The organism is Corallococcus terminator (assembly GCF_049194865.1).
Taxonomy (GTDB): domain Bacteria; phylum Myxococcota; class Myxococcia; order Myxococcales; family Myxococcaceae; genus Myxococcus; species Myxococcus terminator_A.
The window spans coordinates 1-26690 of the sequence record NZ_JBLZWL010000076.1; the positions used below are offsets into that span (position 1 = coordinate 1).

A 26690-nucleotide genomic window follows, 5' to 3' on the forward strand; every position below is an offset into this window, starting at 1 on the left:
GCAGGCCGGGCGCGGGGCCCCACTCCGCGAGCAGGCGGGCCACGCGGTCCAGCGCGGCGGACAGGTCGCCGACGTCCGGGTTCTTGAGCAGCTCCATCGCGGCGCGGAAGTCCTCTTCGAGCGGCGTGGAGACCGCGGAGGGGGGCGCGGCGCGCGAGCGGTCTTCGGCGGCGTGGCAGGCCTTGTACTTCTTGCCACTGCCACAGGGACACGGGTCATTGCGGCCGGGCTTCTTCGTGCTCAAGGAGATGTGCCTCTCGGCTCGCGGGGGCGAGCGGTGAAATCCGCCGCGCACCGTAGCAGGAGGTGGACGGGTCGGGGCGAACAGGCAACACCCCTCCCCGCCCAGTCAACGCTCGCGCGCCCGGTGCGTCCGCTCAGTCACTCGAGGCCGCGTGGACTCGCGCAGCGTCCCAGCCCCACCCACCGGGCGAGTCGCGCTCCGTCAACCGCGCGGCGCATCCTTCTCCAAAGCGAAGGCGCTTCGTTCCTCCGAGGTGAGGTCGAGCGAGCATGCGCGGCCCTCTCGTGATGATTGGAGCGCGGCCTCCAGCACGGCGGCCACGGCCACCGCCTGGATGGGCGTCACGGGATTTCTCCCCGTGCCTCGCACGGCGTCGCGGATGCCCGCGTAATACCGGCGATAGTCACCCTTGGGCGTGGACGTCGCCCTGGCCTCTCCAGAGCTTCCGACGAGGAAGCGCCCAGGCGAGGCGTCCTCGCCCCAATCCGCCGCACCCGGAAGTTCACCCGCGATGAGCCGGTCCGCCTGCGAGTCCATCCCGTGCTTCAGCCAGGAGCCTCGGGTGCCGTGTACCGCGAAGCGCGGCATTCCTCCGGCGATGAGCATCGAGGCCTGGAGGACGACGTGACGCTGGGGATAGACGAGGGTCACCTGACACCAGTCGTCCACGGCCGCGCCGTCCCGATGGGCCGCGAGCATCCCCACCACGGTGTCGGGCAGCCCGAACAGCTGAAGGACCTGGTCGACGAGGTGGGGGCCCAGGTCGAACCAGATGCCCGCTCCGGGCACAGGCTGCTCGCGCCAGCGCTGGCGGACCTCGGGACGGAAGCGGTCGAAGCGAGACTCGACGTGGGTGACGCGGCCCAGGGTGCCGTCCGCGAGCAGGGCCTTCAGCGCGAGGAAGTCACTGTCCCAGCGACGGTTATGGAACACCGAGAGCACCCTGCCCTGCGCCTGGGCAAGCGAGGCCAGTGCGCGTGCTTCGGCCAGGGTGATGGTGAAGGGCTTGTCGACGACGACGTGCTTGCCAGCGCGAAGCGCGGCTTCCGCGAGCAGAACGTGCGTCTCGTTCGGCGTCGCCACCACGACGACGTCCACGTCCGGGTGCGTGGCCGCATCGAGCGCGGACGGAATCACCGCCACTTCCGGCAGGTCCGCATGGACGTCGTCGGGCCGGCTGGACGCCACCATGCTCAACGTCAGTCCCTCCACCGTGCGCAGCAGCGGGGCGTGGAAGGACTTGCCCGCGAAGCCATAGCCCAGCAGGGCGACGCGGAGGGGCGCGGGAGGGGTGGTGGGCTCGCTCATGGAGACGAGGATTGAAGCACGCCAGCTCTCCCCTGTGTCAGGGAAGATGATATAGCCATTCCCGTCCGCGCATCGCCGTCCCTCCAACCCGAGACGAGCGGCGCACCAGCCATCGACCTCTGCGCACTCCCTGTCGAACGACAGACGGCGTTCTCACATGCCGCCGCGCCCTATCCCGTTCTCGACACCGGAGGCAAGAGCACGGGCTGCACCCGAGCGACCCCGGGGACATTCCCATTGGACCAATGTCACATCACTCCCTCAACTTCGTCGACCTCGCCACCACCAAGTTCGAACTCGTGGAATTCCCCTACTGAGCGGTAGCGCGCTCCAAAGAGGCCCCGCGCGCCGCAGAGCTTCAAGCCGTGCGCCAGCACCTCCGCACTGCGCCCCTGCTCACGGCCTCCGGCTGGGTGGGGGCTCCGCGATGCCTGGGCTCCATCAAGAATCGCGAGGGGCGCAGTCGCGTGCCTCTCCACCGCCCCGTGGAGGAGGCGAGTCTCGAGCGGGCCCAGGTGGGTCGTGGGCGACTGTCGTTGGGCGGTGTCCCCCGTCCGCATCCAGCATGCGAGCCCGCTCACCGGATGAGCGCGCGATGAATCACGTCGCCCACGCCGCATTCACAGATGCCTGCCTTCAACAGTCATTGACAGCGCACGGAGGACAGAAACGGTCCCCGGTGGTCACAACCCGCGTCAGCCCGTGGACGCGGACCCAGCCCGAGGAATGAACATGAGCACACTGAGTGGAGTCATCCAGAGCGCGCCGCCAGGATTGTTGGGGGTCGACGCGGACTCGCCTTTGAGCAGCGCCGATGCCCAGCAACTGTTCGCGCTCGGGTATCGATTCTGCGGTCGCTATCTCTCGCTGAGCACACCCCAGAAGGACGGAGACCTCTCCACCCAGGAGGCCACGTCCATCATCGGAGCGGGACTGGCCCTGGTGCCTGTCCAGCATGTCCTCGAGCCGGGCTGGAGTCCGCGACGGGAGCTGGGAACAGCCCATGGCCAGGCCGCTCTTCGCAACGCACAACAGCTTGGCATTCCGTTCGGAGTCAATGTCTGGTGCGACCTGGAAGGAATCGCGAAAGACACCGCCGGACAGGACATCATCGACTATTGCCACGCGTGGTACGACGCGGTGGACGCCCAGGGCAAGGGATACGTCCCGGGTCTCTACGTCGGGTACGACGCGCGCCTGAGCATGGAGCAACTTCGTGAGGCATTGCCATTCCAGCATTATTGGGGCGGCGTTCTCGCGACACCTGTCGCCGAGCCCGGAACACAGCTGCTCCAGCTCCTGCCCCTGAACCGGAGACTCTGGGGAGTCGAGGTGAGGGTGGACGTCGACGTCACCCTGGCCAATGCGTCGCCCCACAGCATGAAGTGGCTGGCACTCGAGGCGCCACCGTGCAAGTGAGGCCCCTCCGGGCAGCCGCGGCAGAAGGAACGAAGAGGCAGTGAGCTGGCGCACATCAAGTCTGTGAATACGCTCGCAGCGAAATGAGCGCGGAGCCGCGCAGGTGGATGCCCTTCCGCGGCGCTTCAGCCTCGCGAGGGAGCCCTGTTCACAGTGCATCGACGAGGTCCCTTTTCACCTGGTCGAGGCGTCGCTGGACACACCTCACGACGCTGATGCACAGCACCGAGGTGAGCAAGAGCATCGCGGTGAACACGAACTCGGTGAATCGCTGGCCGGAGGTGCTGAGGTCTACGACTGCGCCCACGTTGACGAGCACCTCATGCCCCAGGCTCCACGACAGGTAGAGCCACCCCAGGCACCACCATGCGCGAATCAAGAGGAGCCGGCTCGATTCGCCTCCGAGGTCGCGCCAGAGGTCGCGGAGCACCTGATAGGGCTTGAAGAGGTTCAGCCCAGGGATGAACCAGCACAGGAGGGCCCAGTGAGGCGAGGCCCGGCTGACTCCGAGCTGGGTCGCGACACGAACCGCTCGGTACTGCCACGTCAGGAATCCGACCACGCCGAACAGCTCCGCGACAAGCTGGGCCATTCCCAAGAAAAAGAGCGACGAGCCATGGAGAGCGATGGCGTCACCAGACAGGAACGCAGAGACGGCGCGGAAGCCGACGGCCCAGTTCGTGACGACCGCCCACCGCCTCACGGAGGGAAAGGCCCGCTGAATCAGCCTCGCGCGACAAGAGGCGCACAGGGCCGCATGACGCTGCTGGCACTGCTCACAGGCAAAGCTCCCGCAGCGGGGGCATGTTCGTGTCGCGGGTTGGTCCGGATGCTGGGCACATGCTGTCGCGACAGGTGAGAACGTCAACACCCCCGGCACCTCCTGGCGCGCATGTCCCACGGCCACCGTGGATCGTGCCACGCCTGGCGCGCCTCCAACGGCCTCCAGGTGGGCTCCATCGAGTCCAGCAAGCACGCCAACGCCGACGTCTTCAAGCGCTACCCCGAGTTCGCCGACGACATGAAGGCGAACCTCAACCGGCGCACGATGCTGACCGAGGAGTTCGAGGCGGTGGGCCTGAAGCCCACGCCGCACACCCCCGCGGGCTGGGCGCCGACGGAGAACCTGATTCGCGCCGAGCACGGCCTGCCGAGCCGCAATGACTACTCGGGCCGCACGCCCAACGGCTTCAACCCGACGAACGACGCCATCAAGATCTACGACGAGGGCTCCGACAACCGGAACCGCTTCCAGAAGATGCTCGGCACCCCGTCCCCCATCGGGAAGATCCTCGGCGACATCGAGGGCTGAGTCCCCGCGCGGGGAGGGTCTGCATGAAGGGTGTGGCGCCCGTCGGGTCGCCAGGCTCGCCGGTTCGGCGGAGGTCACGACCGCTGTCGGGCTCGTTCGTAGCGCCAGTCCCGGGGAGTCCTGCCATAGGCCTTCTTGAAGGCGCGGCCGAAGTGCGTGAGGTCCATGAACCCCCAGCTGAAGGCGATGTCCGCGATGCTCCGCGCGTCCAGCTCCGGGTCCTCGAGCACCTTGCGGCAGCGAGCCAGGCGCCGCGAGAGGACCCAGCGCATGAAGCTCTCACCGCTCTCCGCGAACAGCCCATGCAGGTAGCGCGTGGACATGCGGAAACGGGCGGCGACCGTCGCCGGGCTCAGCGAGGGCTCCGCGAGGTGATGCTCGACATGGACACGCAGGGCGTGCCTCCGGGCCTCTCGCACGCTCGCGGCGTTCGTCTGGATATCGCGGCCCTGGGTGTTGAAGGCCAGCGCGAGGAGCTCCACGTCTCCTGGGTGCGAATATCGCTCCTCGACTTCCTCCCCCGGCGCACACGCTCTTGGGACAGACGAGCGACGGGACGGTGGGGCCGCTGGGCTTCGCCAAGATGATTCTCGCCTCGGGTTCGTTCGACCGCTGCGTCGTGCGCCACCTGCACGCGCAGGTGGTGGGGCGGGACATCGACCCCACGACGTGCGCCCTGCTCGTGGGCGGCGGCATCCAGGGGAACCAGATGCTGGGCGGCTACGACGAGACGATGAACGGCGCGCCCATGGGCGCGCCGGTGGACCTCATCGAGGAGGGCGGCGAGCGGGTGCGGCGCGCGCCCCGGTCGCAAGACATCGCGGCGACCGTGCTCAACGCCTACGGACTGCGGCCTGGGAAGGACTTCTTCATCCCCGGTGGCTTCGGCGTCTTCGATGGTGTCGTGAGGACCTGAGTGGGACGGTGACGCGGGCGTGCCTCACGGGCGCCCGCGTCGGTTGGAGTCTCCAGCGGCAAGGAGAAGGCGGCACGGGACACCAACGCGTTCACGGTGTTGTCCTGCTCGCCGACGGGGGCGAGCGGCCCACCGGCAAGTACGCGGCGCACGCTGGCGACGTGTACCGGTGGCCGCATGGGCCGCGGCGCGCTGTAGGAAAGAGCCCCACTGCGCGAGCGTCCGCGATGTTAGCCTACCCATCCGGGAGGTCATGCATCCTTGCTCCAACCCTTCAGATTGGTTCTTCCCTTGACGCTGGCGCTCGCGTGGGGAGCTGCCGCGCAGGCCCAGCCGGCCACGGGGGCGCGCGTTGACCGCAAGCGCTCCGTGACCATCGCCAGCACGCCCGCCGAACCGCTGCCCGTCATCCATGTCGCGGCGGACACCCGGACGGTGTTCCTGTTCTCCGCGCCGATCCAGCGGAGGACCCTCACCTTCGACGAGTCCCGGATTCGCGTCCTGGATGCGGGCGAGCGCTCAATCATCGTTCAGCCCGTGGCCAATCTCGCCGACGGCGAGCGCCAGGAGCTCGGAGTCTTCTTCGCTGACGGGCAAGTGCCCACCCGCGCCGCATTCGTGCTCGTGACAGACCCGAGCAACGTTGACGCACTGGTCGACGTGCAGCGCCCGGAGCCACCCAATGCGGCCTGCCAGCCCACCGCAAAAGCCCCGGCGCCAAGGCCGGAGGACTTCGTGCTGCTCGGCTATGTGGACAAGACGGGCGTCACGACGACCATCGGCAACGGAGTGAAAGACGCCGCACAAGGGCTTTCATCGCCAGCGGCCGTAGCCTTCCGGGGCACGGGGTGGATCCTGATGGACGTGGTGATCAAGAACGGCCGCAACCACCCCGCCTGGACACCACAAGAGGCAACGTTCCTGGGGCGTGATGGCATACCCCTGCGGGCACGGCTCGTAGCGCAGACGCTGGGGGCAATCCCCGCGGGAAAGGAGAGGCAAGTGCTTGCGGTCGTTGAAGTACCAGAGACGAAGTCGGACCTCGTCTTCACCCTGGAGGTGGTTGGGGATGGGGGGCGTCGTCTCACGATTCCGGACGTGCGCTTCCCACAGCCTCGCTCGGGGGGAACCCCATGAACCCGACATTGCGCCACGCCCTGCCCGGTTCGTTGATTGACGGGTGGCAGGTTTCCAAGGCCCTCGGCGACGGTGGCTTCGCGTGCGTCTTCCTGGGAGAAAAGAACGGCAGGCACCGCGCCATCAAGGTGGCCCAGCACCGGGAGTCCAGCGGCGACTCCAAGCAAACCCATGCCCGGACGCTGCGGGAGCTGACGGCACTGCTCATGCTGAACCATCCGAACATCGTCCGGCCGCAAGGGCATGGACTCGCGGAGAGCGGAAACCTCTACCTCGCGCTCGATTACGTGGATGGCTGGACGCTCGCGGAATGGGCCGAGCGCAAGCACCCGACCGTTCGCGAGATACTCAGAGTCTTCGAGAAGCTCACCGGTGCGCTGGCGTACATGCACGGCCGGGGCGTCCTTCATCGGGACCTGAAGCTGTCCAACGTGCTCATCCGGAAGAATGACGGAGAGCCCTTCATCATCGACTTCAGTTGCGCGACCTACACACTCGCCGAAGAGCTGACGGATGGGGGCTTGCCTCCGGGCACGGAACGCTATCGCGCGCCCGAGCAGTTCGAGTTCCTGCGCGAGCACAAGGACGAGCATCGGGCTCGCTACGCCTTCCAGGTCGCCGACGAAATCTTCGCGGTCGGCGTCATGCTTCATGAGCTGCTGACGGACCCGAGACCGACGAGGTTTCGTCCGCGCTTCGACTTGAACAACGCGGCCCTACCACCGCCGTCGCCCCGACTGGCGAATTCGCGGGTTCCAGAGGCAGTGAGCGATCTCATTGAGAATCTGGTGTCCCTGGACCCCAAGCGGCGTCCGGTCGATACGGAGGCGCTGCGCCGCGAACTGGCGGATCTCCTCACCGAGCGTTCCGCTGAGTACGACGTGCCGGCCCATCCGCCCGCTGAACAGCGTCAAGGCGAGCCAACACCTGCGGCACTGCCCCCCCAGCCCCTCAAACGGCATGTGGCCATGGAGGGGCGACCGCGCTCATTGAGAAGGTGGTTCTCAGGCATCTTTGGTGTCGTGGTGCTCATCGTTGTGGCGGCCCTCTGGCGCTACTCGGCGGTGGTCCCCGGGTCCCCAGCTGAACCGCGCATCGCCGAGGGCCTGCACCCTCCCAGCCCCCCACAATCCCCCCCGCCCAGGACAGCCCCTCCTGCTATGTCCTCCCCTGCTCTCTCTCCCGTGGCTCCCTCGGCGCAGGAGATCGACGACGCACAGAAAGAAGGTTCAACCGTGAAGACCCCACCGTCTGAAACGCCGCCCCCAGGACGCACACTCCGACTCCCGAAGAAGTCTGTTGCCGCCGTGGAGTGCGCGTCGCTGTCGCTCGTCGCGGCGCTGGCGGCGGGTTGTCCCAGTGCCCAGATCCGGCCCGAGGCGTTCACCTGTCCGGCTGGAGCAGAGGAGGCGATGCGGCACCAGCTTCACTGGAAGTTCGATGAGCGCTTCAGCCTGAAACTCGACGACAGCGAGGACGATGACGCAGACGTGTGGTTTACGGCTGGCGCGGCGGTGGTGAGCGTCGTTCCGTGGGGCATCGAAGCCGACCGGCAAGCGGCGGTCGCCCCTGAAGGGACACGCTTCTACGGCAAGGCGTACTACCTCTCCGACAAGATGGGACGTGCGGATGGGCCAGCGCTCGTCATCCGCTATGACCGCGTGAAGCTTCCGGGGCAGGACGAGCAGCCCATCTGCTTCGTGGTGGAGGGGCGTGTCGAAGCGTTCAAGGACGGCAAGGTGAAGGGGCCCAATCGGGTCGCCGGTTATGTCGTGGACCGCTGGCCCTGAGTGGCGCCGGGCGACGTGTTGGGTAGGTGTTCGATTCCGGCGCCCTCCTCTTCAGACGCGACAGGACCTCCCAGGGTCGTTCCGCAGCTGCCCATCTCACGGGTAACATCGCTCGCGACGCGTTTGGCCAAGGATGCCTGCGCGAAGGAGAAACGAGCATGTCGGCAAGTGAGTTCAGGCTCCCGCGCGGAGCAATCCTCTTCATGAGGGACGGCTTCCAGTACGAGTTCCGCGAAGACCTGGGAGAGGTCCACCACGGATTGAGTCTCCTGCTCGCCCGGCGCCGCACTTCGGAGGGAAGCATCCGAGGCAAGGTGCTGCTCAAGGCCGCGAGCGTTTCGCAGTTGCTGGAGCCACCTCGCGTCAAGCGGGCGCGGGCGAAGCTGGAGGAGCAGGTGCGCCTCGCAACGTACCTCGACCATCCGGTCATCCTCCGTGTCCACGGGCTGCACAAGGCGGAGGGCTGCTGGTACGTCATCACCGAGCATCCGTCGGGGCACAGCATCAACACCCTGTTGACGCTCTCCGGGGAGTGCGGTGGCCGGTTCTCTCCCCTCTTCGCACTCCATGTCGGGGCTCGCGTCGCCGAGGCCCTGGAGCATGCCCAGGAGGCGCAGGACGAGCAGGGGCGCCCCCTCAACATCGTCCACCGGGCGCTCGACGTGGAGCACCTCTTCGTTGATTGGAACGGCGACGTGCAGGTCTCCGACTTCGGGCTCGCCATGTCGGACCTGCCCGGCCGCGTTTCTTCCACGGTGCATCGGCCGCATGGGGATGCGTTCTACTCCTCCCCGGAAATGCTCCTGACGGGCCGCGTGGACGCGCGCTCGGACCTCTTCGCGTTGGGGAACGTCCTGCTTGAACTCGCGACGGGGAAAAACCTCCTGGATGCCCCGGACACGCTGACCGAAGAGGTGAAGGCCTCGTTGTCGGTCAGGCAGCGCAGGCGTGTCCGGCATGCCATCAAGCGAGCCCAGCTCGCGGGCAGCCAGCCCCTGGTGGCGGACGCCATCTGGCGCGCGGCGACCTACACGCAGGTTGACCTGGAGGAGTTGACGGCGAAGCTTCCGCAGGGGTTGGGCCTGGTGCTCCGCAAGCTCCTCCAACCCCATCCAGATGCTCGCTATCAGTCGGCGCGTGAACTGGCGGCGGACCTGCGTCGCTGGCTCGGAGAGGGAGATGCCTACGGCCGGGAGGACGCATCCGCCGAGCTGCACGAGATGGCCAGGCGAGCCCGCGAGGTGATGGTCGAGCTGGGCATCCGGCGCCCCCGTGGCCTCCCGTCTTCCCAGGACCGAATCAGCACGAACTAACGCCGTGCGCCTCCATGTGCCCCCAGTGTGCTCCTCCAGCATGGATTGAGAGGGCACACCTGGGCACGGCATGGGGCGGGCCGGGATGACGAACCTGGGGGAACTCAGGGAGATAGGGTAACCAGCGCGGCGGCGGGCTGCGCCACGGAGTCCTCGGGTCGTCCCTGATTCACCTCAGCCGTACTTCAGCGCGCGCCGCTCATCGATGACCTCCTGCGGGTGCAGAAGCAGGTAAGGCAGAAGGTCCTGGGCGAAAATAATTGCAAGCACCAGGCCAGAGTCGTGCCCGCACGAAGCCCGACGCGCGTCCTCCGGGCAGGCCCGCCTCACGCGTCACTCCAGGACGCGTCCGCGTCCAGGGGGAAGCGCTTCCCGACGCCGTCCTGGGGGCCCTGCATGGCCATTCGGAGGGGTGGCCGCGGGGCCGCGGCTCAATGACATGCGGGAGATGCACGGAGCATGCTGCTGAAGGGGCTCATCCGCGCCTCCCCTCTTTCTCGGACTCGAATGCCCCCATGAACCTCGCGCGAGAAGTCAGAGCTGGCAACGTCATCAAGGAGAAGGACGTCGTTTCCGCGCAGAGGAAGGACAGGAGCGCGATAGGGGGTAGCAGGCACACGCCCGCCCAGCCCAGGTCCGTCTACTTCGATGTGTGATTGATGGTGTGGCGCGCCTCGTTGACAAAGTACGACTCTCGTCGTACGTTGGCTTCGACATCCTGGCGATGATTCGAGGTGGGGTTCCACGCCGCGAGGGCCTGTCCGGTGCAACCGGGTGGCCCTCGAGTAGGGGAACGACTGCCTTTGCGTGAGCTCACGTGGCCTGTGCTGACGTGTCCGGGATGTTGGTGTGCCTTCAAACACAGTCGTCCTCCATCGGAGCTGTCCATGAAAATCCTGTCGCTCGCGTGCGCGGCGCTTGCCGCGGTCCTGTGTCTTGCTTCGAACTCCGTCTGGGCCGCAGAGCCCAGGCGGTCCTCCGTGTCGCCGCTCGCGGAGTCGTCCCTGGCCTGTACGGACCTGCCGGGAGACCTCTCCGTGGCGGCCCAGGAGGCTGGAGTCCCCATCCATCCGGGTCTGATTTCGACGTCGACCTCGGACCTGTTCGTCGTCTCGGCGGGCGCCGTCGTCGGCCTCGAGGACATCTCCGCCTTGCAATACGCCCAGGGCGTCGATGTGGCCTTCGTCTACCTGGACGCTCCTGGCTCCACTATCCCAAAGGGCTACTACCGCCTGAATGCCATGGCGAAGGCGAGCGACATCCGCGTGGGGACGTACGCGGGGAGCGTCGGGTTCTTCGACAAGGCGGGGCAGGAAGTCGCTCGGGTTGCCGCCACCTTCGAGACCGCCTCCGTGACGAGGCCGGAAGGCGGGCCCACTGTTCCGGCGAGGGTCCTCATCGGAGGCAAGCCCCCTGGCGCCGAAACCTGGGACGATCTCATTCGTGGGCTTGTGATCTACATCTGGACCCCGAACTACCTCTTCTACTTCCTCCCCGGGAAGTTGATCAACTAGCGGATGGGGTGGCTGGCGTCCTCGAAAAGTAGGGTTCAGGGCCGCCAATGACTCCGCGCATGAAACCAACAGGCTCTCAAGCCGTGGTTGACAATGGCGCTTCGTGACGTGCGGCCAAGGGGTCGGGCCTGGCTCCCGGTCCGCCTCCCTGTTCCAGCACGTCCATCCTCTCCGGTCGTTACGGGCGCGTCTGCACGGTCGAACGCAGCAGCTCGTCCTCGGGGCCATACTCCCGCAGGGTGCGCTGATTGCCCTCTTCCAGCGCGATGACCTTCACCACGGGCACCCAGCCCTTGGGGCCCTGCGCGTACTGGAGCGCCTCTGGAACCTGGGAGACGTCCATGCGGCGGACCTCCTGCTGGGTCTTGCCGTCGATGTATCGGATGAAGCCAGGGTGCTTGGGTTTGCTCATGATTTCACGCCCGGAAGGAACCCGCCATCCAGTGGGAGGCGGCCATGCGCAAGGGGGCTTGCGCCGCAGGAGGTGGACGGGAACGAAGCTCGTCGATGAGCCGGAAGCGTCCAGGCAGCAGCGCGCGGACTTCCGCCTCCTGAGGCGTTCCGTGGACCTTCTCGTACAACACGAGCGTCTCCGCGAAGTCCTCACCGGGTGAGTTGCGCGCGTAGTTGGAGGGCACGAACCCATCATTGGCGATGGCCGCACGGTAGTCATTCCAGGCCGGCTCCTGCGAGTCCGAACCCCAGTGCTGGTGCGACAGCGTGTGTCCCGTCTCGTGGATCAGTGAGGAGTTCATCACCTCCTGCTGCATCTTTCCCAGCGAGGGATAGAGGGTGATGATGCCCGCGGCGCCCGCGGTCATGTACGAGCGGAATCCGGGCTGCCCGTAGACCTGCTCCCAATAGGCATCGACCGGGTTCTGCTTGCCGTCCACATCCACCTGTTTGACGAGCGCCCTGCTCGCGGGAGGCAGCGTCGAGAGGCCCTTCGCCACCTCGTCAATCGAATGATAGGCGCCACGGCTGGCATCCTGGTCCTTCGCGACGAACACCGGGATGCGCTGTCCCTCGATTTCCACCTCGTAGCGGAGGGCGTCCCCCCGCCCGGAGGGAAAGCCGTGGCCCTGCACCTCCGTGGGACCGGTGAGGGTGAAAGGGCGGACCGGGAAGCTGCCCTCAAGCGACGCAGTGTGAGAGGGGACGGCGGGTTGATCCCCCAGAAAGGTTCGGAGTTGGTCGGCCTGCCCCGTGGCATCCGCCGCCTGGAAGCCATTGCTCAGGAGCAGATTCCCCAGACCCACCTGGACATGCCGGGAGAGCGGATTCGTGCCCGACACGTAGGGAAAGAGCCGGTCCTGCTCCGGAGCAGACAGGGCGGCGAAGCCCTTGCTGGAGCCCAGCTCCACCAGTGTCAGTTCGTGCGCGGGCTCAAGCCGTCCGGGGCGGATGGCATCGAGCATGAGGCCCTGCAACTCCGGCCGCAGCATCGCGAAGGCGCCGCCGTCCACGAGCGTCGTGAGGCGGTCGATGTGATTGACGCTGGCCTCGCGGCCCGCCTGGGGCGGGGGCAGATGCTCCAGCACCTTGCGCTGGGTTTCAGCCGGCAGCTTCGCGAGCTCCGGGTTCGAACCGAGCACCACGAGCGCGTCGCGAGCCGCCTGGCTGGAAGGACGTCCGGGGGCGATGGCCTTTGCCCACTGGCTCTGCACATCGGGAGACAACCGCCGGAAGCTCGCGCTGTCCGCCAGCTCCAGGGCGGCTTTTCCAAAGCGGGCCTCTGCCTTGCCGCTGCGCCGCTTCTCGAGCTCGTCGATGAGCTGCTTGCGCATCGGGGCATTGAGCTTGCCAAAGCCCTTGGACGACCCCAGGTCCACCAGCGCATCCCGTGCGGAGCTGTCTCCTCGCTGGGCGGCCACCGACTCCAGGATGTTCCGCTGGTCCTTGCCGTTGAGGCGCCGGAAGTCCTTGTCCGAGGCCAGCTCGGCCAGGTCCGCGCCCACACCCTTGTTCTTGATGCCCTCGCGCAGCGTCTTGATGGCCTCGCGTTGCTGACGGGGCGCGAGCCGCTCCAGATTATTGTTCAGCGCGAGGGCCACGATGTTGCAGCGTGCCTCCGGCGACTCCCCATGCTTCCGAGCGGTGGCCAGCAGTCGGGCCTGCGTCTCCTGTGGCAACTGGCGGAAGGTGGCATTCGAGCGAAGCCGATCCACCAGCTCCGAGGTCTTTCGGGGCGCCGAGGAGCCCTCGAAGGCGTCCCGGCGCTCATGGCCCGGCGCACGGGCCTGCGCCTGGGGCTGCGGCCTCTGGGGGCGTGCCGGCGAGACGGCGGCGCGCGCCGGAGCGGAGCGTTTCGCTGCGGGAGCGGAATGGACGCGGCGCCCGGCGATGCGTGGACTCATCAATACCCCCCATGGACGCCCAGGATGCTGCCAGAAAAGGCAACCCGGGTCTCCGTGGAGCTCCCGTGATGTCTGGGCTTGTACGAAAGCCCTCCGTCTGGACAGGGGAAAGGGCGTACTGCCGCGAAACCTCCGTCCAGAAGGCGTCATGTCCGCGAGGGCTTGCCGAAGGCGCATAGGAAGGACAGGAGCGCGATTGGGGATAGCAGGTGGGAGCAGAGCGGGAGGTTAGGGAGGCTGACGTCGTGCCACAGCGGCAACCGCATGGCGCTGGGCAGTGGCTCCGGCCCGCACCTGCGCCTGGAAGCGGACGAACTCGACACCGTGCAGACGACGGACACCTGGGGGCACGTCGGGGAATGTGAAGGCCCCCTTCCAGAGGTCGGGCGTGTTTGGTGAAACCCCGCAGCGCGTCGCCCCGGGTGACGTCAAACGCAGCTCGCTGCTCCACCGCATGAGCCAGCGCGGGGACGCCTTCCAGATGCCGCCACTGGGTACCCGCGTGGGGCCTGTCCCACGCCCCCTTCTCCCGGGGTTCTAGCCAGACAAAACCGCTAGAGTGTCGCGCATGCGCGGACACGGAAGATGGACAGGCACATCAGTGATTGCGGTGACGATGTGGCTCGCTTGCAGCGTGGCGATGAGCGGCTGCAACAGGGGCAAGGAACGCGCGGCGCTCGCCACGAAGCTGGAGCAGCGCATCCAGGCCGCCTCGGCGACGGGGGGCGACTTCCTCCTGACGGAGGTGACGGACTTCGACTGGGACACCTTCCACATCTTCACGCCCTACGTGGGCGCGGAAGAGGTCCGGAAGTGGCTCGGCGTTGATTGGTCCGGCGCCAGGGACGTCCCTGAAATGGAGTGCCTGCTCGTCTTCGTGAAGGGAGGCGAGGTGGTCATGGACCTCGACTTCTCCCGGACGAAGGGCGACTTCTCATCCATCAGGAAGTCCCGCTTCACACGGCAGGAGGCGCGGTTCACCGCGCCCAAGGACGGCAAGGCCCTCACCCACGCGGCCGATTCTCCCTGAGCGGGCCCGCGTGGGTTGTCCCAGTGCTCGCCTCTGACCCAAAGGGTGACACACCTTCCGTTGACAGCGAACGCGTGGGCTTGCTCAAGTCCCCGCGCCGCAAGAACACGTCAGCCGTCGTCTCGTCGTCCGATGCCCCCTCCATCGGGTTCGGTATCCCCGAAGTCCCCCAGGAGTGGAAGCATGCGCGCACGAAACAGGAGGCTCTCGTTGTGCCTCGCGTTGGCCATCGTCATGGCGACAGGTCTGTCCGTCGCCGACGTGGTCATCCTCAACCCCGCTGAAATCAAGGGTCAGGTCGGCTTCACGTCCGAGACGCTCCTCGACTACTCCGTGAGCGCCTCGTCGAACGATGGGCTCTTCTCCTACAAGTCCTTCCTCACGTCGCCCTACTCACTCCTCGTCGAGAGCGGTCACCACTACAAGGTGACACTCCAGGCCGACCTCCTCAACGAGACGGGGGACAACTCGGTCACATTCGACCGCTCCCAGTTCGTCCTGGTCGACAACCAGGTGGGCCCCACCCCGGTGGATTTCACCCCCCTCGTCACCAAGCGCATCCAGTTCGACGTCTCCCTCACCGGAGCCCAGCTCGTCCACGTCTCCCTCCATGCGACGGGCTCCGACAGCCAGGGGAGCTACTCCGCCTCCAGCACGCACGACCTGCCGACACCGCAAGCCACGCCCTACTCCGCCTGGATGGCCACCCTGCCCGCGGAAGCCATCCGCGTGGAAGGGTTTGCCTATGCGCGCCTCGCGGATGGAACCCCCGTGAACCTCACGCTCAATCCCCGGATTGTCGACCTGTTGAACCACGAAACCGCCAGCCTGAGCTGGTCCTTCGACGTCTCGGGCCAGGGGCAGCTGGTCGGCGCCATCCGTCTCACCCCCGCCGCCCACATCAGCCACCACCAGGTCCTCTACCAAGGCGCCTCCCCTACCACGGCGGGAATCAACGCCTCCCGAGAGGTGAGCACCAACGGCGACTATTCCCTCCAGCTCCCCGAAGGCACCTACGCGGTGACCCTCCGGACCCACTTCGGCACCTCCACGCAGAGCTCCGACAGCGCGCGCCACTTCGTCACCCTCACCGCCGACACCGAAACCCGACTCGACTTCATCGAGACACTGGGCACGGGGCTCGTCTCCCTCGTGGTGGACGGGTTCTACGACACCACCGCGGTGCAGTCGGCCGACATGTACTTGAAGCGGGAGCTGTCTGCCGGGAGCCCCTTCGGCTCCGCCGCGAGACACAAGCTCGACAATGGCCAGTTCGTCTTCCACCTCAACCCCGGAACCTGGCGGAGAGAGCAATTGCGATACTCGCTCCAGGACACCAGCCAGCCGTCGGACATCCTCAAGGTCGTCACGTATCGCATTTATGCCGGCCAGGGCAGCGAGAGCCCGGTGACCGTCACGTCCGGGGCCACCGTCTCCCTGGGGACGGAGCACGTGACACTCGTCAAGTCCAAGGCCTACTTCGACGTCAAGGAGCCTTCGCCCCAGTCTCCCCCCATCCTCGTGAGCAATGCCTACGTCGACCTCATGGGGAAGACCTTCGACAGCCATCACAATCTGAAGCACTACACCAACACCATCGCATCCGGCGCGTCGGAACCCGCGAGCGTCGTCCCCGTCACCCTGGCCGTCGAGCCGGGCACCTATACCTTGCGAGCCCACGCCACCGTCGACGGCACCACGGTCAGGTTCGCCCATCAGACCATCACCTTCGCGCCTCCCGTGCCCGTGGGCACCGGCACGGGCGTGTCCACGACGCCCATCGACACGGAAGACCTGGAGGTCAACGTGACCTTCCATGGCACCACCAGCGGAGGCGTCATCTCCGTGGTCGAGACACCCCTGGCGCCCCAACCGCCCCCTGGCCTGAGGACCTTCTGCGCGGACGGGTCCAGTTCCGAGGGAATCGACTGCCCTCCGCTCTACTACGACATCGACACCTCCCACCCCTACGGAGGCACGGCGACGGTGTGCATCCGCCGCAAGTTCCACGGCGCCAATGGCTTGTCGGCGTTCCTCCGGCTCCACCACTACGACGCGGCGACCGGCACCTGGGAGGAGCTGCCTCCGCCCCCGGGCATGCCGGAGCCGGCCATCGATTGCGCGGCGGACCTGGCCGCCTGCGGCTGCGCCACCGAGGAGGAGTGCGGCATCGACTACAACGCCGACCCGCCCGTGAGCGTCATCAAGGTCTGCGGCGTGACGAGCGGCTTCTCCCCGTTCGCCATCTTCGAGCAGAAAATCGAGTTCACGAACCACGTGAATGGCATCACCTACCAGGGCCCCACGGGGCCTCCCCAACTCCAGACCTGGAAGGCGCCCGCGACAGGCACCTACCGCGTCACCGCCATCGGCGCGAGCGGAGCCACCGCCACCAACGCCACCTCCTCCCGTGGCGGCTGCGGCGCCAGCATCTCCGGTGAGTTCACCTTCCAGAAGGATGACGTCGTGCGCATCCTCGTCGGCCAGAAGGGCACGGCGGCGGCGCTGAGCGCGGGCGGCGGCGGTGGCTCCTTCGTGGTCGGCGCCGGCAACACGCCGCTGCTCATCGCCGGAGGAGGCGGCGGACTGCGCGCGGGGGCGACGGTCAACGGCCGTCCGGGGGCCCTCACCGAAGCGGGCTCGGCCGGCTCCGTCAGCGCCGGCTACGTCTCCGGCTTCGTCGCGGGCGGAGCCGGCGGACAGGGCGGTGCCCGCGTCGCGTCCTATGGCGCTGGCGGTGGAGGCTGGCTCGGCAACGGCGCCGCGGATGGCAACTACGGCCTGGGCGGCGCGTCGTTCCAGAACGGCGCCAGCGGTGGCGGGGGCAACTCCTGCGGCGCCTCGGCCCCGGGTGGCTACGGCGGTGGAGGCGCGGGCAATGGCTGCTACGGCGCCGGCGGCGGCGGGGGTTACTCCGGCGGTGGCGGTGGCCGCGTCGGTGGTGGCGGGGGCTCGTGGAACACGGGCACCAAGCCGTCCAACACCTCCGACGTCTGCACGGCGAGCGGACATGGCCAGGTGACCCTCGAGTTCGTGCACCCGTCCCCTGCGTCCGTCACGCGGTAGGACGCACTTCCGGGCACGGCGCGCGCTTGCATTCGCGCGCGCCGTGCCCGGGAAGCACCACGTCCCGACATGGAACCTCGATGCACCGGGAAACACCACGCGCTCTGGGGCGGCCCTCGCGCAGGGGCCAGGTGCGCATTCCCGGTGGACAACCTCAGGTGCTCCAGAATCGCGCTCTCCCCTCCTGCTCACCACGCTGCGGCGCGACGGCGTGCGCGAGGCGTTCCGGAGCTGAGGCGGGGGGGCGGGCCGCGCGTTGGCTTGCTGGCGGGGATAGGGTTTCCGACAGTCGCATGAGACGAGGAGCCGGGCTGGTGCGTCATCCGGCGGGGTCCCACTCTTTCAAGCCTCCGACACGGGCCCCCGCCCGGCGTTCGGGTGGCCGCACCGGATGCACCGGCGAGGCCCTGCTCATGGAGTCGTCATGACGCCGCGAAACCTGCTGTCCAGCCTCCCCGCGTTGCTTTTCGCCCTGCTCGTGTACGCAGCCCCCGCCAGCGCCCAGCTCGGGCTGACGGACATCACCTGCGCGGGCGCAGTGAAGCAGACGTGGACGCCGGGGCTGAAGCTGGTCCCCGCGAACGTGCACTACACGAACTACACGAACTACAACCTGTGCACCTCGACGGAGCCCACCATCACCTCGGGGGTCATGGACATGGAGGCCACGTACTTCAACAGCTGCCTGGCCAACATCGGCGGGGCGGAGCTGCTCGTGACGTGGAACGACGGGAGCCAGTCGGCCTTCTCCGTAACGGGCACCGGCGTGAACGTCGCGGGCAACCTGCAGATCTTCGTCTCGCTCGGCCGGGTGAACTCGGGCCGGTTCGCCGGAGACCTCGTCGTCCTCACCAACGCGTACGTCAGCACGCAGCTCGCGGCGTGCCTGGCGCCCGCGGGCATGACGTCGCTGGTGGGCACGAGCACCCTCGTCATCACCAAGGTGCTGTGACGAAGCGGGCCGGGCGGCGGGGGTGCGGCTGATTCCCGACAGGCGCATGGACCGACAGGCGGACTGGTGACACTCCCGGACGGGCACCACTCATCCGGTGTCCCGCACCACCATCGGCGAGCAAGGGACGGACTGCTCCCCTTGAGTCGTCTGTTCGACCCGACCCTCGTTGAGCCGGTACTTCTTGTACGAGCCGGGTGCAGCGAAGGCGAACTCGCGGCGGTCAGGGCCGGCCCAGCCCGTCTGGTTGCCGCGCGTGTCCGCCGTCACCCAGGCGCTGCCGTTCCAGCCCTCCAGCGTCCAGTGCTCCGGAGCGCCGGTGGTGATGGAGCCGTTGGCATGGCGCCGCGCCGTCTGCGAGAGGCCCGGGAACTCATGGGCCAGCCCTGCTCGCGTCTGACAGCGGTCGTCGCCGAGAGTGGCGGGGGTTCAGCGGCGAACGGTGGGGCGGCGCCGCAGGTTCAGCGGCAGCAACAGCACGAGGAGCAAGGGCCACAGGCCCGGGCTGGCGCCGCAGCCTCCGCTGTCTTTGGGGGAGTCCGTGTTCGTGCCCGCGTCCGTGTTCGTGCCCGCGTCTGGGGGTCCGCTTCCCGCGTCCGGAGCTCCCGCATCGGGAAGGCCGGCATCAGGCTGTTGCGTGACGGGCTGGCAGTCGCCGAGCGAGTGCTCCAGCGCCCCCAGTGTCGAGGGCCCGGTGGTGGGCCGTGGCCGCTTGCAGAAATCATCGGTGACGTTGCTCCTGGCGGCGGCGGCGCCCACGAGCTGCGTCACCGGGCCCTTCAGCGTCAAGTCGCCCTGAACCGGCGCGACATACCAGGACGTCCAGGTGCCCATGGCCACATTCGTCAGGTTCGTGCCCGCGGTGAAGCTGCCGGAGTCGCGTCCCCGGATGACGGACGACAACACGTTGCCGTGGGCTTCGCCGGTGGAGGACGGGAAGCGGAAGTCCACGCCGGTCGTGCCGATGAAGGTGTTGAAGAGCACCTGCGTGCGCGCGGCCCGGTTCAGGTAGACGGCGACATCCGAGCAGTTGGCGACGATGTTGTTCCGGAGGATGCCATCCGAGTGCTCGGGGTCACATGGCACCGTCGCGTCGAAGGCTGGCGCACAGAACGCCGCCCCCGTTCCCCCGCCGCCGAAGGACAGGCCGATTCGCGTGTCCGAGGCCGGCTGGTCCCTCGCGCAGAAGACGCGATTGCGCTCGAAGAGCCCCCGCTTGCCGCCGCTCTTCATGAAGGCGCCGTAGGCGATGCCTCCCTGCTTGGAGAAGTCGTGCAGCTCGTTGTCGCGGACCACCCAGTCGTCGCCCGTGTCGATGTTGAGCTTGGTGACGGGCGTCCCTGTCGCGCGCGGGCGCGTGTCGTAGATTTCGTTGCGCTCGATGAGCCCGCGGTGTGGCATCTCGAAGACGTCGCTGGTGTTCTTCGTCGCGTTGACCTTGAGCTGGGCGTTGAAGTCGCGCACGCGGCTGTTGCGCAGGACGAAGCCCTCCGCGTGGCCGGTGACGTGGAAGGCGTGCTCGCAGTCCTGATCCCTGTCACAGATGCCCTCGATGGTGAGCCCGTCGAAGACCCAGGCGCGACCCGAGACCTTGAAGCCCTCGGTGGCGTTGAAGCGGATGAGCGCCGCATGACGGTTCGCCGCGCGCACGGTGATGGGCTGGGCGTCGGTGCCCTCCGCCGCGCAGTTCAGGTTCGCGTTCACTGTGTAGGTTCCATCCGCGAGCACGATTTCGTCGCCGGCCTTCGCTGACGACAGCGCGGATTGCAGCTCCGCCACGGTGGTTACGCTCTTCGTGGCGGCGGCGCCTGACAGCGGCAGGAGGAGGACGACGAGGAGGGTTGTTCTCATCCAGGGAACTCCAAGCGAGGGGGCCTTGGAGTCTAGCGCGTCACGGGGGCCGTGGGCCCATGGAGCCTTCCCGATTCAGCACGGCAAGGTCATCAGCGCCGAGCGAGGACTACCGTCGACTGCTCGATGCCGCGCCGCACACGCGCCGACGCGATTCCGACGCCCCGATTGAGCGGGTCCCTCCGTATGGAAAGGAGGAATGCCCAGCTCCACCTTCCGGGGCATTTCGGGAGACCCTCGTGTCGTGGCGTCAGCGCGCAGGTTGGCTTGCGGTGTCAGGAGCAGTCCTCACGGGCTGCGCTGGAGAGGTTGACGTACAGTCTCAGGAGCAGGAGGTCGCGGAAGCATCGGACGCGCTCTACTCCCAGAACGGAGTCACGCTCTGGCCCCTCTCCAATCCAGTGATCCCCATCTGCTGGGTGACGCCCGGCTTCGACACGGAGAAGCAGCTCATCCGTGAATCGGTGGCTCGCACCTGGGAGTTCGAGTCCCTGGTCAAGTTCGCCTGGACCAGCACGTGCCCCACCACCGGCACGGACAAGTTCATCCGTGTCGAGTTGGAGGCGGCCACGGATGATCCAGGCGGAGGTTCGGCATACCTGGGGATGGGCGCGCTGCGTCTTCCGGGAGAGGGCGTCTCGCTCCATATCGCCGTCCCGAAGACCACCTACCCCTACCGGCTCGGCCGGCTGCAATACCTCGCATCCCATGAGCTGGGCCATACCCTCGGCTTCAATCACGAACAGCACCGGGCTGACGCAGTGGCGCCGTGCAATTCGACCATCAACCTCGGCACGAACTTCACCTGGTATGACCCGGCGTCCCTCATGCAGTCGATGGACGGATGCAACGTCAACGGCAACCTTTCGGAGGCCCTGAGCGCCTTCGACAAGGTGGGCGTGGCCAGCGTGTATGGCCCCCGGCGCTGGTCGCAGGAGTTCGCGACCCTGAGCGTCCTCTCTCTCGAGTACGACCTGCGTCACATCGCTGACGTGGACGGAGATGGGAAGAACGAGATGGTCTTCTTCCGCGACGACGGTGTACGGGTCGCGAAGGTGGACGCCGCCCAGCGACTCTTCCTCGCATCCCAGGCGTGGAGCACGGACTACGGAACGGACACGCCGCCGGGCTTCTCGCAGCCTCGAACCGTGGGCGACGTCAACGCGGACGGACGGGCCGACCTCATCTCGTTCTGGGGCGCAGGCGTCGGACTGTCCTACTCGACGGGCACGGCCTTCGCGACGGGTGCCATCGCCTTCGTCGGCTTCAACAGTCTCAACCCGAGCTGGCCGGATGCGAGCTCCACGCCTCGGATGGTGGCCGATGTGAATGGCGACGGCAGGGCCGACATCATCGGCTTCAATGACGCCGGAACGGTGGTCTCGCTGTCCCAGTGCACGGGGGCGCTCTGCACCGCGAGCACACAATTCGCTGCCCCGGTGCTGGCCCTGGCGGCCTTTGGAAACGCGCCGTTGCTGGGCGGCTGGGATGGGGCGCGCCACCCGCGCCGGGTCGCGGACGTGAATGGCGATGGCAAGGCGGACCTCGTGGGGTTCTCCGAGTGGGGCGTCATCGTGGCGCTGTCGACGTCCACCGCGACGACGGCGTCCTTCGCCGCGCCCTCGCCGTGGCTCGCCGACTACGGCGCGGACATGAGCGTGGGCGGATGGAGCTCGTCGACGACCTATCCTCGCCACCTGGGCGACCTCAACGCAGACGGCCGGGCGGACATCATCGGGTTCGGCCATGACCATGTCTGGGTTTCGTTCTCGACGGGCACGGGCTTCCTCCCCGCCAAGGCGGTGTTGAAGAACTTCACCGTCGCCAGCGGCACCTGGTTCCCTGGGGCCCCCCGCTACCTGGGTGACGTCGACAACGACGGCAAGGTGGATCTGCTCGGCTCCAACGTCGTGGGCACGCAGGTGTTCCTGGGCAAGACGTACACGAACGGCGCGCTCTAGCCGTCTCTCCTCCGGGGCACGGCACCGCGCCCGTGCCCCGGGCTGCCCCCGCCCAATGTCATCAGTGGAGACGCGTATCGCTCGCGCGCTCCGCGTGTGTCGCGGTCCGCCCTGTCCAGCCCACGCGAGGCCGGTCCAGATTTTCGCGCTTCGTCATGCCCGACCCAGATAGAACCCTTCTGTCACTCGCCTCGCGACCTCCCTCGCGGCGCAGACTGGACGGAGCCTCTTCAGAATGTTCCTCCGCAACGTCACGGATGAGGACCTTCCCATCCTCTTCGAACACCAGCGCGACCCAGAAGCGCTGCGCATGGCCGCATTTCCATCGCGGGAGCGCGATGCGTTCATGACCCACTGGCGCACCAACGTTCTCCGCCCCGAGAACACCACCCGCACCATCGTCCTGGGTGGCGTGGTCGTTGGGTACATCGGCGGTTGGGAACAGGACGGCAAGCGCCTCATCGGCTATTGGATAGGTCGCGAGCATTGGGGCAAGGGCATCGCCACTCGGGCCCTCTCTGAGTTTCTCGTGGTCGAGCCCATCCGGCCGCTTCATGCGTGGGTCGCGATCCACAACCTCGCGTCGATCCGCGTCCTCGAGAAGTGTGGCTTCCACACCATCATCGACGAGGCCCCCCATCACCAGGATGGAGTCGCCGAAGTCCTCATGAGGCTTGGTTCGACGTAACGCGGCGACCATCACCTGGATGTCCAAGGCCCGCTCAGCGCGAAGGAGTGGCCGCCGCGTCGAACTTCTTCCGCGCGCGTTCGACATGGCCGCGGTGCGCGAGCGCCCACTCGGCGAGCTGGTTCATCGGCACCATGACGTCGCGGCCGAGCGCCGTGAGCGCATAGTCGACGCGGGGCGGCGCCGTCGGTGTCACGCTGCGCGTGAGATAGCCGTCGCGCTCGAGGTTGCGCAGCGTGGTCGTCAGCATCTTCTGTGAGACCGCCGGGATGGCACGACGCAGCTCATTGAATCGCATCGATCGCTCCGTGAGCATGCGGATGATCAACACCGCCCACTTGTCGCCGATGCGGCCGAGCACGTCGCCGACCGCGCGGCAGACGTCAGCGGGCAGGTCGAGGGTACCTGGTTTCACGAAAGTGCCTCCTTGTGGATTTGGTCGCTTCTGCATACTAGGTCTCTATTCGATACCTGACCATTGTCAGTTCGAAGAATGGAGAGGCGCATGGAGACGAGGACCGCCGTAGTGACAGGAGCGAGCTCGGGTGTCGGCTACGAGCTCCTGCTGCAGCTCTTGCGCGACGGTTGGCGAGCCATCGCGCTGAACCGCTCGGACGTGGTGGGCGCCGATGAGGCAGACGCGGCGCTCGTGGAGCAAGCGAAACGCGACGGCCGGCTTCGAGTCCATCGCGGCGATCTGATGGACCGCGCGACGCTCGACGAGACCTTGGCGACAATCCAGCGCGACGAGCGAGTGATCGACCTCGTCGTCAACAACGCGGGCGTCAGCCTCGATGCCCCGCGCGCGGCTCCGAGTGGCCGGGACGTGCACTTCGAGGTGAACGTGCTCGCGCCCTACCTCGTCACGACGGCGCTCTCCCCGCTCGTTGCCGCCAGCACGGACGGGATGATCCTCAACGTCGCATCGAACGCGCTGCTCCAGGTGAAGCGGCTCGACCTGCCCGACCTCGTTGCGCCGAGGGTCTTCCGGAAGCTGCTCGGGACGTACGCGGAGTCGAAGCTGGCGCTCGCGCTGTGGACGTACGCGCTCGCCCCCACGCTCGCCAAAGACGGCGTCACGCTGGCGAGTGTCTGCCCCGGCCCGAACGACACGTCGATGACGCGCGGCCGGGGTATGCCCAGCTGGCTCGTCTGGGTCGTTCCGTTCTTGTTCGGTCATCCGAAGAAGGGCGCGCGCCGAGTCCTCGACGCCGCGCTCGGCAGGCAGCGTGCACCGAGCGGCGCCTTCGTGAACCGCGGCAAGCCCGCTCGGCTCCCGCTCTCGGCGCTGGCACCCGAGGTGCTCGCGTTTGTCGCGTCCGCGGCCCGGAAGGGAGGGGCCGCGCCCGCGGATGAAGCGCCGTGATTGCGAATCGCATGATGCGAACTGCATGTCTTTGTCGGTGCTGGTTGCTCGACTGTCTCATTTCACACGCATGTCCTGTGCGCGGAAAGCCAAGCCGGAATTCAGGTTATTTCCGCTTTCAGTGAGATAGAGTCAAGAGCATGAGAGAACCTTCCATCGCACGAGTGGCGGCTTGGAGTCTGGCCATCCTGGGGGTGTTCAGCGGCGCTTGCGGGGACGCGCCCCAGGTCCATCGCGATGGAGCACAGCCCGCCCCGTCTTCCATACCGGCGTCCTTGGCCTCGGTGGTCCCGCTCTTCGATTCCAGCACCCCGCTCGAGCCCGCGGTCGTGGTGGATACGCCGACGGCGCTCATCACCCGTCTCGGAGACCGGTCGAGAGATCGCCACGCCCGTGAAGCGCAGTTCCAGAGCTACGAGCACTACCTGCCGCTGTACTTCGAATACCGCACCCACGGCATCGAGATCATCGACAGGGTTGCCAAGGGTGGCACCGATATCACCGTCAACGTCACCTCACTTCGAGCCTTGGACACGCCAGACTTCCGCGCGTTCTACCAAGGCCAGGCAGTGCTCTCTCAATATTGGTTCAACGTGGACATGACGCAGGTGGACCCGCTGCACTACACGGCCACCCTCAACTACAATGCGAAGGAGAACCGACGGATCCAGCTGGGCGACCGCATGGAGATTGAATTCAGCCCCTTCATGCTCCCTCCCGTCGTGGGACGCGCCAACTATTACGGGACAGCGTTCCTCTACATCGTGGGCCAGGGCGGCATGGTGCCCTGGGAAGCAAGGGGCTCGAACCTGGACTCGTTCCCCCTGCCCGAGACAGCCTGGCTGGGGGGACGCACGACGCTCGGCTACAACTACTCGAACGAGCCGGTGCACCTGTTCAAGCAGATGGCGACGAACATGGCGCCCGGGAACGCCCAGCCGTTCGTCGAGGGGCGGCGCCTGCATCACACCGACTTCGGCGATGGCTCCCACTCGGAGGCTGGCAACCCGAGCTTCACCGTGCAGCAGAACAAGCTCGGGCCCGCATATATCGCGCGCACCTGCGTTGCCTGCCACCTCAACAATGGCCGCGCGCTGCCTCCCGACCCGGCGACGTCCGTGTATGCCTTGCGGTTCTATGTGAATGACGCCCCCTGGGCGGACCTTCACTACCGGCTCAACGGCGGCTCCCAGCAGAGCTTCCGGATGGCGCATGACAGCTCCAACGCGAACATCCATCTGCTCAACAACATCGCGGCGGGTACGGTCGTCCAGTACCACTTCACCATTGGCAACTCCACGGGGGGACTGAGCACCACGTCCTCGGTGAGCTTCACGGTGGGCGGCGGTGGCCCCAGTGGAGGGAACCCCCATGGCCACGTCGTCCTCTCGCCTCCCCTCCGCTATACCGTCAGGGTGGGAGCAGTCGGTTCCTCCGTGACGGCGCATCCGGCACTGGGGTGGGTCCTTCAACCGCAGAGCACCATCGGAAGCCCCGAGGGCAACGTGAGCATCTCGGGTTGGACGGTGACGAGTGGCGCGTTCGGAGATGGCACGGGCTATCAACTGCGGCGCCCCCTCTACAGCTTCACGGGTCCCGTTCCCACGCACCATTCGGCCCGCATCACGCCGCCCCTGGTCGGGTTGGGCCTGCTGGAGGCTCTCGATGAGGGCACGATTGCCAGCCTCGCCGATGCCAACGATGCCAATGGCGACGGCATCTCCGGGCGCATGCAGATGGTGGTCGACCCACAGACAGGCCAGCCGCGCACCGGGCGTTTCGGCTGGAAGGCGGGCAAGGCGAGGCTCAGGCAGCAGATTGCGAACGCGCTCAGTGTCGATATGGGGGTCACCACCTCTGTCTTCCCCGTACCGGATTGCGGCTCGGAGCAGACGTGTGCGAGTGCAAGCACCGAGTTGGCGGATGCGGACCTGGATAGGATGGTGCGCTACATCGCCCTGCTCGGGGTCCCCGCGCGCCGCAATCTCAATGCCCCCCAGGCGCTTCAGGGGGAAGGCCTCTTCAACAGCATGGGCTGTGCCCGGTGCCACGTCTCGACGTTGACGACCGGCCCGTATCATCCGTACGCCGAGCTGCGGAGCCAGGTGATTCACCCCTACACCGACATGCTGCTGCATGACATGGGACCAGGGCTTGCGGACAACCTCCCGGAGGAGGGGGCCACGGGAGCGGAGTGGCGCACGCCACCTCTCTGGGGCATTGGCTTGACGGTCGGCGTCAGCGGCGGGGAGGCCTATCTGCATGACGGTCGTGCGCGCAGCCTCTCCGAGGCCATCCTGTGGCACGGTGGGGAGGCCGAGTCCTCCAAGGAGTCCTTCCGCGCGCTGAGCGTCCCCCAGCGGACGGCATTGCTCGAGTTCCTGCAGTCTCTCTAAGTCGATGAGCTCGGGCGCCCGGTTCGGCCCGGCGCTGCTCCCAGCACGGCCCCGAATCCGCGGGCCGTAC

23 protein-coding genes are annotated in these 26690 nt (G+C 67.2%); 14 read left to right on the forward strand and 9 right to left on the reverse strand.

The genetic code is table 11. The annotated features are described in order from the left end of the window. A partial coding sequence (locus tag ACN469_RS24310; protein ID WP_498771221.1) for an SEC-C metal-binding domain-containing protein occupies positions 1 to 244 on the reverse strand: 244 nt, incomplete at its 3' end. Between the two features lie 201 nt (positions 245 to 445). Continuing rightward, the gene (locus ACN469_RS24315) at positions 446 to 1552 is read right to left on the reverse strand and encodes an oxidoreductase (RefSeq protein WP_498771223.1); all 1107 of its coding nucleotides are present in this window, start codon (positions 1550 to 1552) and stop codon (positions 446 to 448) included. A 732-nt stretch (positions 1553 to 2284) separates the two neighbouring features. Here ACN469_RS24315 and ACN469_RS24320 point away from each other — a divergent pair. Next, the gene (locus ACN469_RS24320; RefSeq protein ID WP_498771225.1) at positions 2285 to 2971 is read left to right on the forward strand and encodes a DUF1906 domain-containing protein; all 687 of its coding nucleotides are present in this window, start codon (positions 2285 to 2287) and stop codon (positions 2969 to 2971) included. A 148-nt stretch (positions 2972 to 3119) separates the two neighbouring features. Here the strand turns inward: ACN469_RS24320 and ACN469_RS24325 are convergent, their stop codons facing one another. After that, positions 3120 to 3947 (reverse strand): DUF4328 domain-containing protein, encoded by an 828-nt coding sequence (locus ACN469_RS24325; protein WP_498771227.1) that lies wholly within the window; start codon positions 3945 to 3947, stop codon positions 3120 to 3122. On the opposite strand from ACN469_RS24325, the gene ACN469_RS24330 reads away from it, so the two are divergent. Then, positions 3864 to 4283, forward strand: a complete 420-nt coding sequence (locus ACN469_RS24330; RefSeq protein ID WP_498771229.1) for a M91 family zinc metallopeptidase — start codon at positions 3864 to 3866, stop codon at positions 4281 to 4283. The two genes, ACN469_RS24325 and ACN469_RS24330, sit on opposite strands and share 84 nt — an antisense overlap. Positions 4284 to 4357: 74 nt before the next feature. Here the strand turns inward: ACN469_RS24330 and ACN469_RS24335 are convergent, their stop codons facing one another. Continuing rightward, positions 4358 to 4765 carry a helix-turn-helix domain-containing protein gene (locus tag ACN469_RS24335; protein WP_498771231.1) on the reverse strand — a complete coding sequence of 136 codons (408 nt, stop codon included), beginning with the start codon at positions 4763 to 4765 and terminating at the stop codon, positions 4358 to 4360. Positions 4766 to 4818: 53 nt separating this feature from the next. Between ACN469_RS24335 and ACN469_RS24340 the strand changes: the two genes are divergently transcribed. The 5 genes from ACN469_RS24340 (at position 4819) to ACN469_RS24360 (ending at position 10953) form a co-directional block, all read left to right on the forward strand. Further along, complete coding sequence (locus tag ACN469_RS24340; RefSeq protein WP_498771233.1) at positions 4819 to 5199, forward strand: hypothetical protein; 381 nt, start codon at positions 4819 to 4821, stop codon at positions 5197 to 5199. A 261-nt stretch (positions 5200 to 5460) separates the two neighbouring features. Continuing rightward, the gene (locus ACN469_RS24345) at positions 5461 to 6336 is read left to right on the forward strand and encodes a DUF2381 family protein (protein ID WP_498771235.1); all 876 of its coding nucleotides are present in this window, start codon (positions 5461 to 5463) and stop codon (positions 6334 to 6336) included. Continuing rightward, positions 6333 to 8126 carry a serine/threonine protein kinase gene (locus tag ACN469_RS24350; RefSeq protein ID WP_498771236.1) on the forward strand — a complete coding sequence of 598 codons (1794 nt, stop codon included), beginning with the start codon at positions 6333 to 6335 and terminating at the stop codon, positions 8124 to 8126. Before ACN469_RS24345 ends, ACN469_RS24350 begins: the two co-directional genes overlap by 4 nt. 158 nt (positions 8127 to 8284) lie before the next feature. After that, positions 8285 to 9439 (forward strand): serine/threonine protein kinase, encoded by a 1155-nt coding sequence (locus ACN469_RS24355; RefSeq protein WP_498771238.1) that lies wholly within the window; start codon positions 8285 to 8287, stop codon positions 9437 to 9439. An 887-nt stretch (positions 9440 to 10326) separates the two neighbouring features. Next, positions 10327 to 10953: a hypothetical protein gene (locus tag ACN469_RS24360; RefSeq protein ID WP_498771239.1), complete on the forward strand. Its 627-nt coding sequence runs from the start codon at positions 10327 to 10329 to the stop codon at positions 10951 to 10953. 178 nt (positions 10954 to 11131) lie between these two features. On the opposite strand, the gene ACN469_RS24365 is transcribed toward ACN469_RS24360, so the two are convergent. Then, entirely contained in the window at positions 11132 to 11365 is a 234-nt protein-coding gene (locus tag ACN469_RS24365) for a hypothetical protein (RefSeq protein ID WP_498771241.1), read from the reverse strand. A 4-nt stretch (positions 11366 to 11369) separates the two neighbouring features. Continuing rightward, the gene (locus ACN469_RS24370; RefSeq protein ID WP_498771243.1) at positions 11370 to 13121 is read right to left on the reverse strand and encodes a hypothetical protein; all 1752 of its coding nucleotides are present in this window, start codon (positions 13119 to 13121) and stop codon (positions 11370 to 11372) included. 790 nt (positions 13122 to 13911) lie between these two features. Between ACN469_RS24370 and ACN469_RS24375 the strand changes: the two genes are divergently transcribed. The 3 genes from ACN469_RS24375 to ACN469_RS24385 all read left to right on the forward strand — a co-directional run bounded on the left by ACN469_RS24375 (position 13912) and on the right by ACN469_RS24385 (position 18358). Further along, the gene (locus ACN469_RS24375) at positions 13912 to 14340 is read left to right on the forward strand and encodes a hypothetical protein (protein ID WP_498771245.1); all 429 of its coding nucleotides are present in this window, start codon (positions 13912 to 13914) and stop codon (positions 14338 to 14340) included. Between the two features lie 183 nt (positions 14341 to 14523). Next, complete coding sequence (locus ACN469_RS24380; protein WP_498771247.1) at positions 14524 to 17406, forward strand: endo-1,C4-beta-glucanase; 2883 nt, start codon at positions 14524 to 14526, stop codon at positions 17404 to 17406. 424 nt (positions 17407 to 17830) lie between these two features. Beyond that, positions 17831 to 18358: a hypothetical protein gene (locus ACN469_RS24385; RefSeq protein WP_498771249.1), complete on the forward strand. Its 528-nt coding sequence runs from the start codon at positions 17831 to 17833 to the stop codon at positions 18356 to 18358. A 90-nt stretch (positions 18359 to 18448) separates the two neighbouring features. Here ACN469_RS24385 and ACN469_RS24390 read toward each other — a convergent pair whose 3' ends face one another. Both ACN469_RS24390 and ACN469_RS24395 read right to left on the reverse strand, forming a co-directional pair. After that, positions 18449 to 18628 (reverse strand): hypothetical protein, encoded by a 180-nt coding sequence (locus ACN469_RS24390; protein WP_498771251.1) that lies wholly within the window; start codon positions 18626 to 18628, stop codon positions 18449 to 18451. 159 nt (positions 18629 to 18787) lie between these two features. Further along, a complete protein-coding gene (locus ACN469_RS24395; RefSeq protein ID WP_498771253.1) occupies positions 18788 to 20209 on the reverse strand; it encodes a right-handed parallel beta-helix repeat-containing protein in 1422 nt (473 codons plus the stop codon). 272 nt (positions 20210 to 20481) lie between these two features. Here ACN469_RS24395 and ACN469_RS24400 point away from each other — a divergent pair, with 272 nt between their 5' ends. Beyond that, the gene (locus ACN469_RS24400; protein WP_498771255.1) at positions 20482 to 22170 is read left to right on the forward strand and encodes an FG-GAP-like repeat-containing protein; all 1689 of its coding nucleotides are present in this window, start codon (positions 20482 to 20484) and stop codon (positions 22168 to 22170) included. Between the two features lie 235 nt (positions 22171 to 22405). Then, positions 22406 to 22858, forward strand: a complete 453-nt coding sequence (locus tag ACN469_RS24405; RefSeq protein WP_498771257.1) for a GNAT family N-acetyltransferase — start codon at positions 22406 to 22408, stop codon at positions 22856 to 22858. A gap of 34 nt (positions 22859 to 22892) precedes the next feature. On the opposite strand, the gene ACN469_RS24410 is transcribed toward ACN469_RS24405, so the two are convergent. Continuing rightward, complete coding sequence (locus ACN469_RS24410) at positions 22893 to 23309, reverse strand: winged helix-turn-helix transcriptional regulator (RefSeq protein ID WP_498771259.1); 417 nt, start codon at positions 23307 to 23309, stop codon at positions 22893 to 22895. Between the two features lie 54 nt (positions 23310 to 23363). Here ACN469_RS24410 and ACN469_RS24415 point away from each other — a divergent pair, with 54 nt between their 5' ends. Together ACN469_RS24415 and ACN469_RS24420 are read left to right on the forward strand one after the other, a co-directional pair. Then, complete coding sequence (locus ACN469_RS24415) at positions 23364 to 24224, forward strand: SDR family NAD(P)-dependent oxidoreductase (RefSeq protein WP_498771261.1); 861 nt, start codon at positions 23364 to 23366, stop codon at positions 24222 to 24224. Between the two features lie 140 nt (positions 24225 to 24364). Beyond that, positions 24365 to 26620 (forward strand): di-heme oxidoredictase family protein, encoded by a 2256-nt coding sequence (locus ACN469_RS24420; RefSeq protein WP_498771263.1) that lies wholly within the window; start codon positions 24365 to 24367, stop codon positions 26618 to 26620. Positions 26621 to 26690: the final 70 nt, after the last annotated feature.

Coding starts and splice junctions, on each gene's coding strand:
- ACN469_RS24315 (WP_498771223.1), bottom strand. CDS start 1,552: ATGAGCGAGCCCACCACCCCTCCCGCGCCCCTCCGCGTCGCCCTGCTG.
- ACN469_RS24320 (WP_498771225.1), top strand. CDS start 2,285: ATGAGCACACTGAGTGGAGTCATCCAGAGCGCGCCGCCAGGATTGTTG.
- ACN469_RS24330 (WP_498771229.1), top strand. CDS start 3,864: ATGTCCCACGGCCACCGTGGATCGTGCCACGCCTGGCGCGCCTCCAAC.
- ACN469_RS24350 (WP_498771236.1), top strand. CDS start 6,333: ATGAACCCGACATTGCGCCACGCCCTGCCCGGTTCGTTGATTGACGGG.
- ACN469_RS24355 (WP_498771238.1), top strand. CDS start 8,285: ATGTCGGCAAGTGAGTTCAGGCTCCCGCGCGGAGCAATCCTCTTCATG.
- ACN469_RS24360 (WP_498771239.1), top strand. CDS start 10,327: ATGAAAATCCTGTCGCTCGCGTGCGCGGCGCTTGCCGCGGTCCTGTGT.
- ACN469_RS24365 (WP_498771241.1), bottom strand. CDS start 11,365: ATGAGCAAACCCAAGCACCCTGGCTTCATCCGATACATCGACGGCAAG.
- ACN469_RS24380 (WP_498771247.1), top strand. CDS start 14,524: ATGCGCGCACGAAACAGGAGGCTCTCGTTGTGCCTCGCGTTGGCCATC.
- ACN469_RS24385 (WP_498771249.1), top strand. CDS start 17,831: ATGACGCCGCGAAACCTGCTGTCCAGCCTCCCCGCGTTGCTTTTCGCC.
- ACN469_RS24395 (WP_498771253.1), bottom strand. CDS start 20,209: ATGAGAACAACCCTCCTCGTCGTCCTCCTCCTGCCGCTGTCAGGCGCC.
- ACN469_RS24405 (WP_498771257.1), top strand. CDS start 22,406: ATGTTCCTCCGCAACGTCACGGATGAGGACCTTCCCATCCTCTTCGAA.
- ACN469_RS24410 (WP_498771259.1), bottom strand. CDS start 23,309: ATGCAGAAGCGACCAAATCCACAAGGAGGCACTTTCGTGAAACCAGGT.
- ACN469_RS24415 (WP_498771261.1), top strand. CDS start 23,364: ATGGAGACGAGGACCGCCGTAGTGACAGGAGCGAGCTCGGGTGTCGGC.
- ACN469_RS24420 (WP_498771263.1), top strand. CDS start 24,365: ATGAGAGAACCTTCCATCGCACGAGTGGCGGCTTGGAGTCTGGCCATC.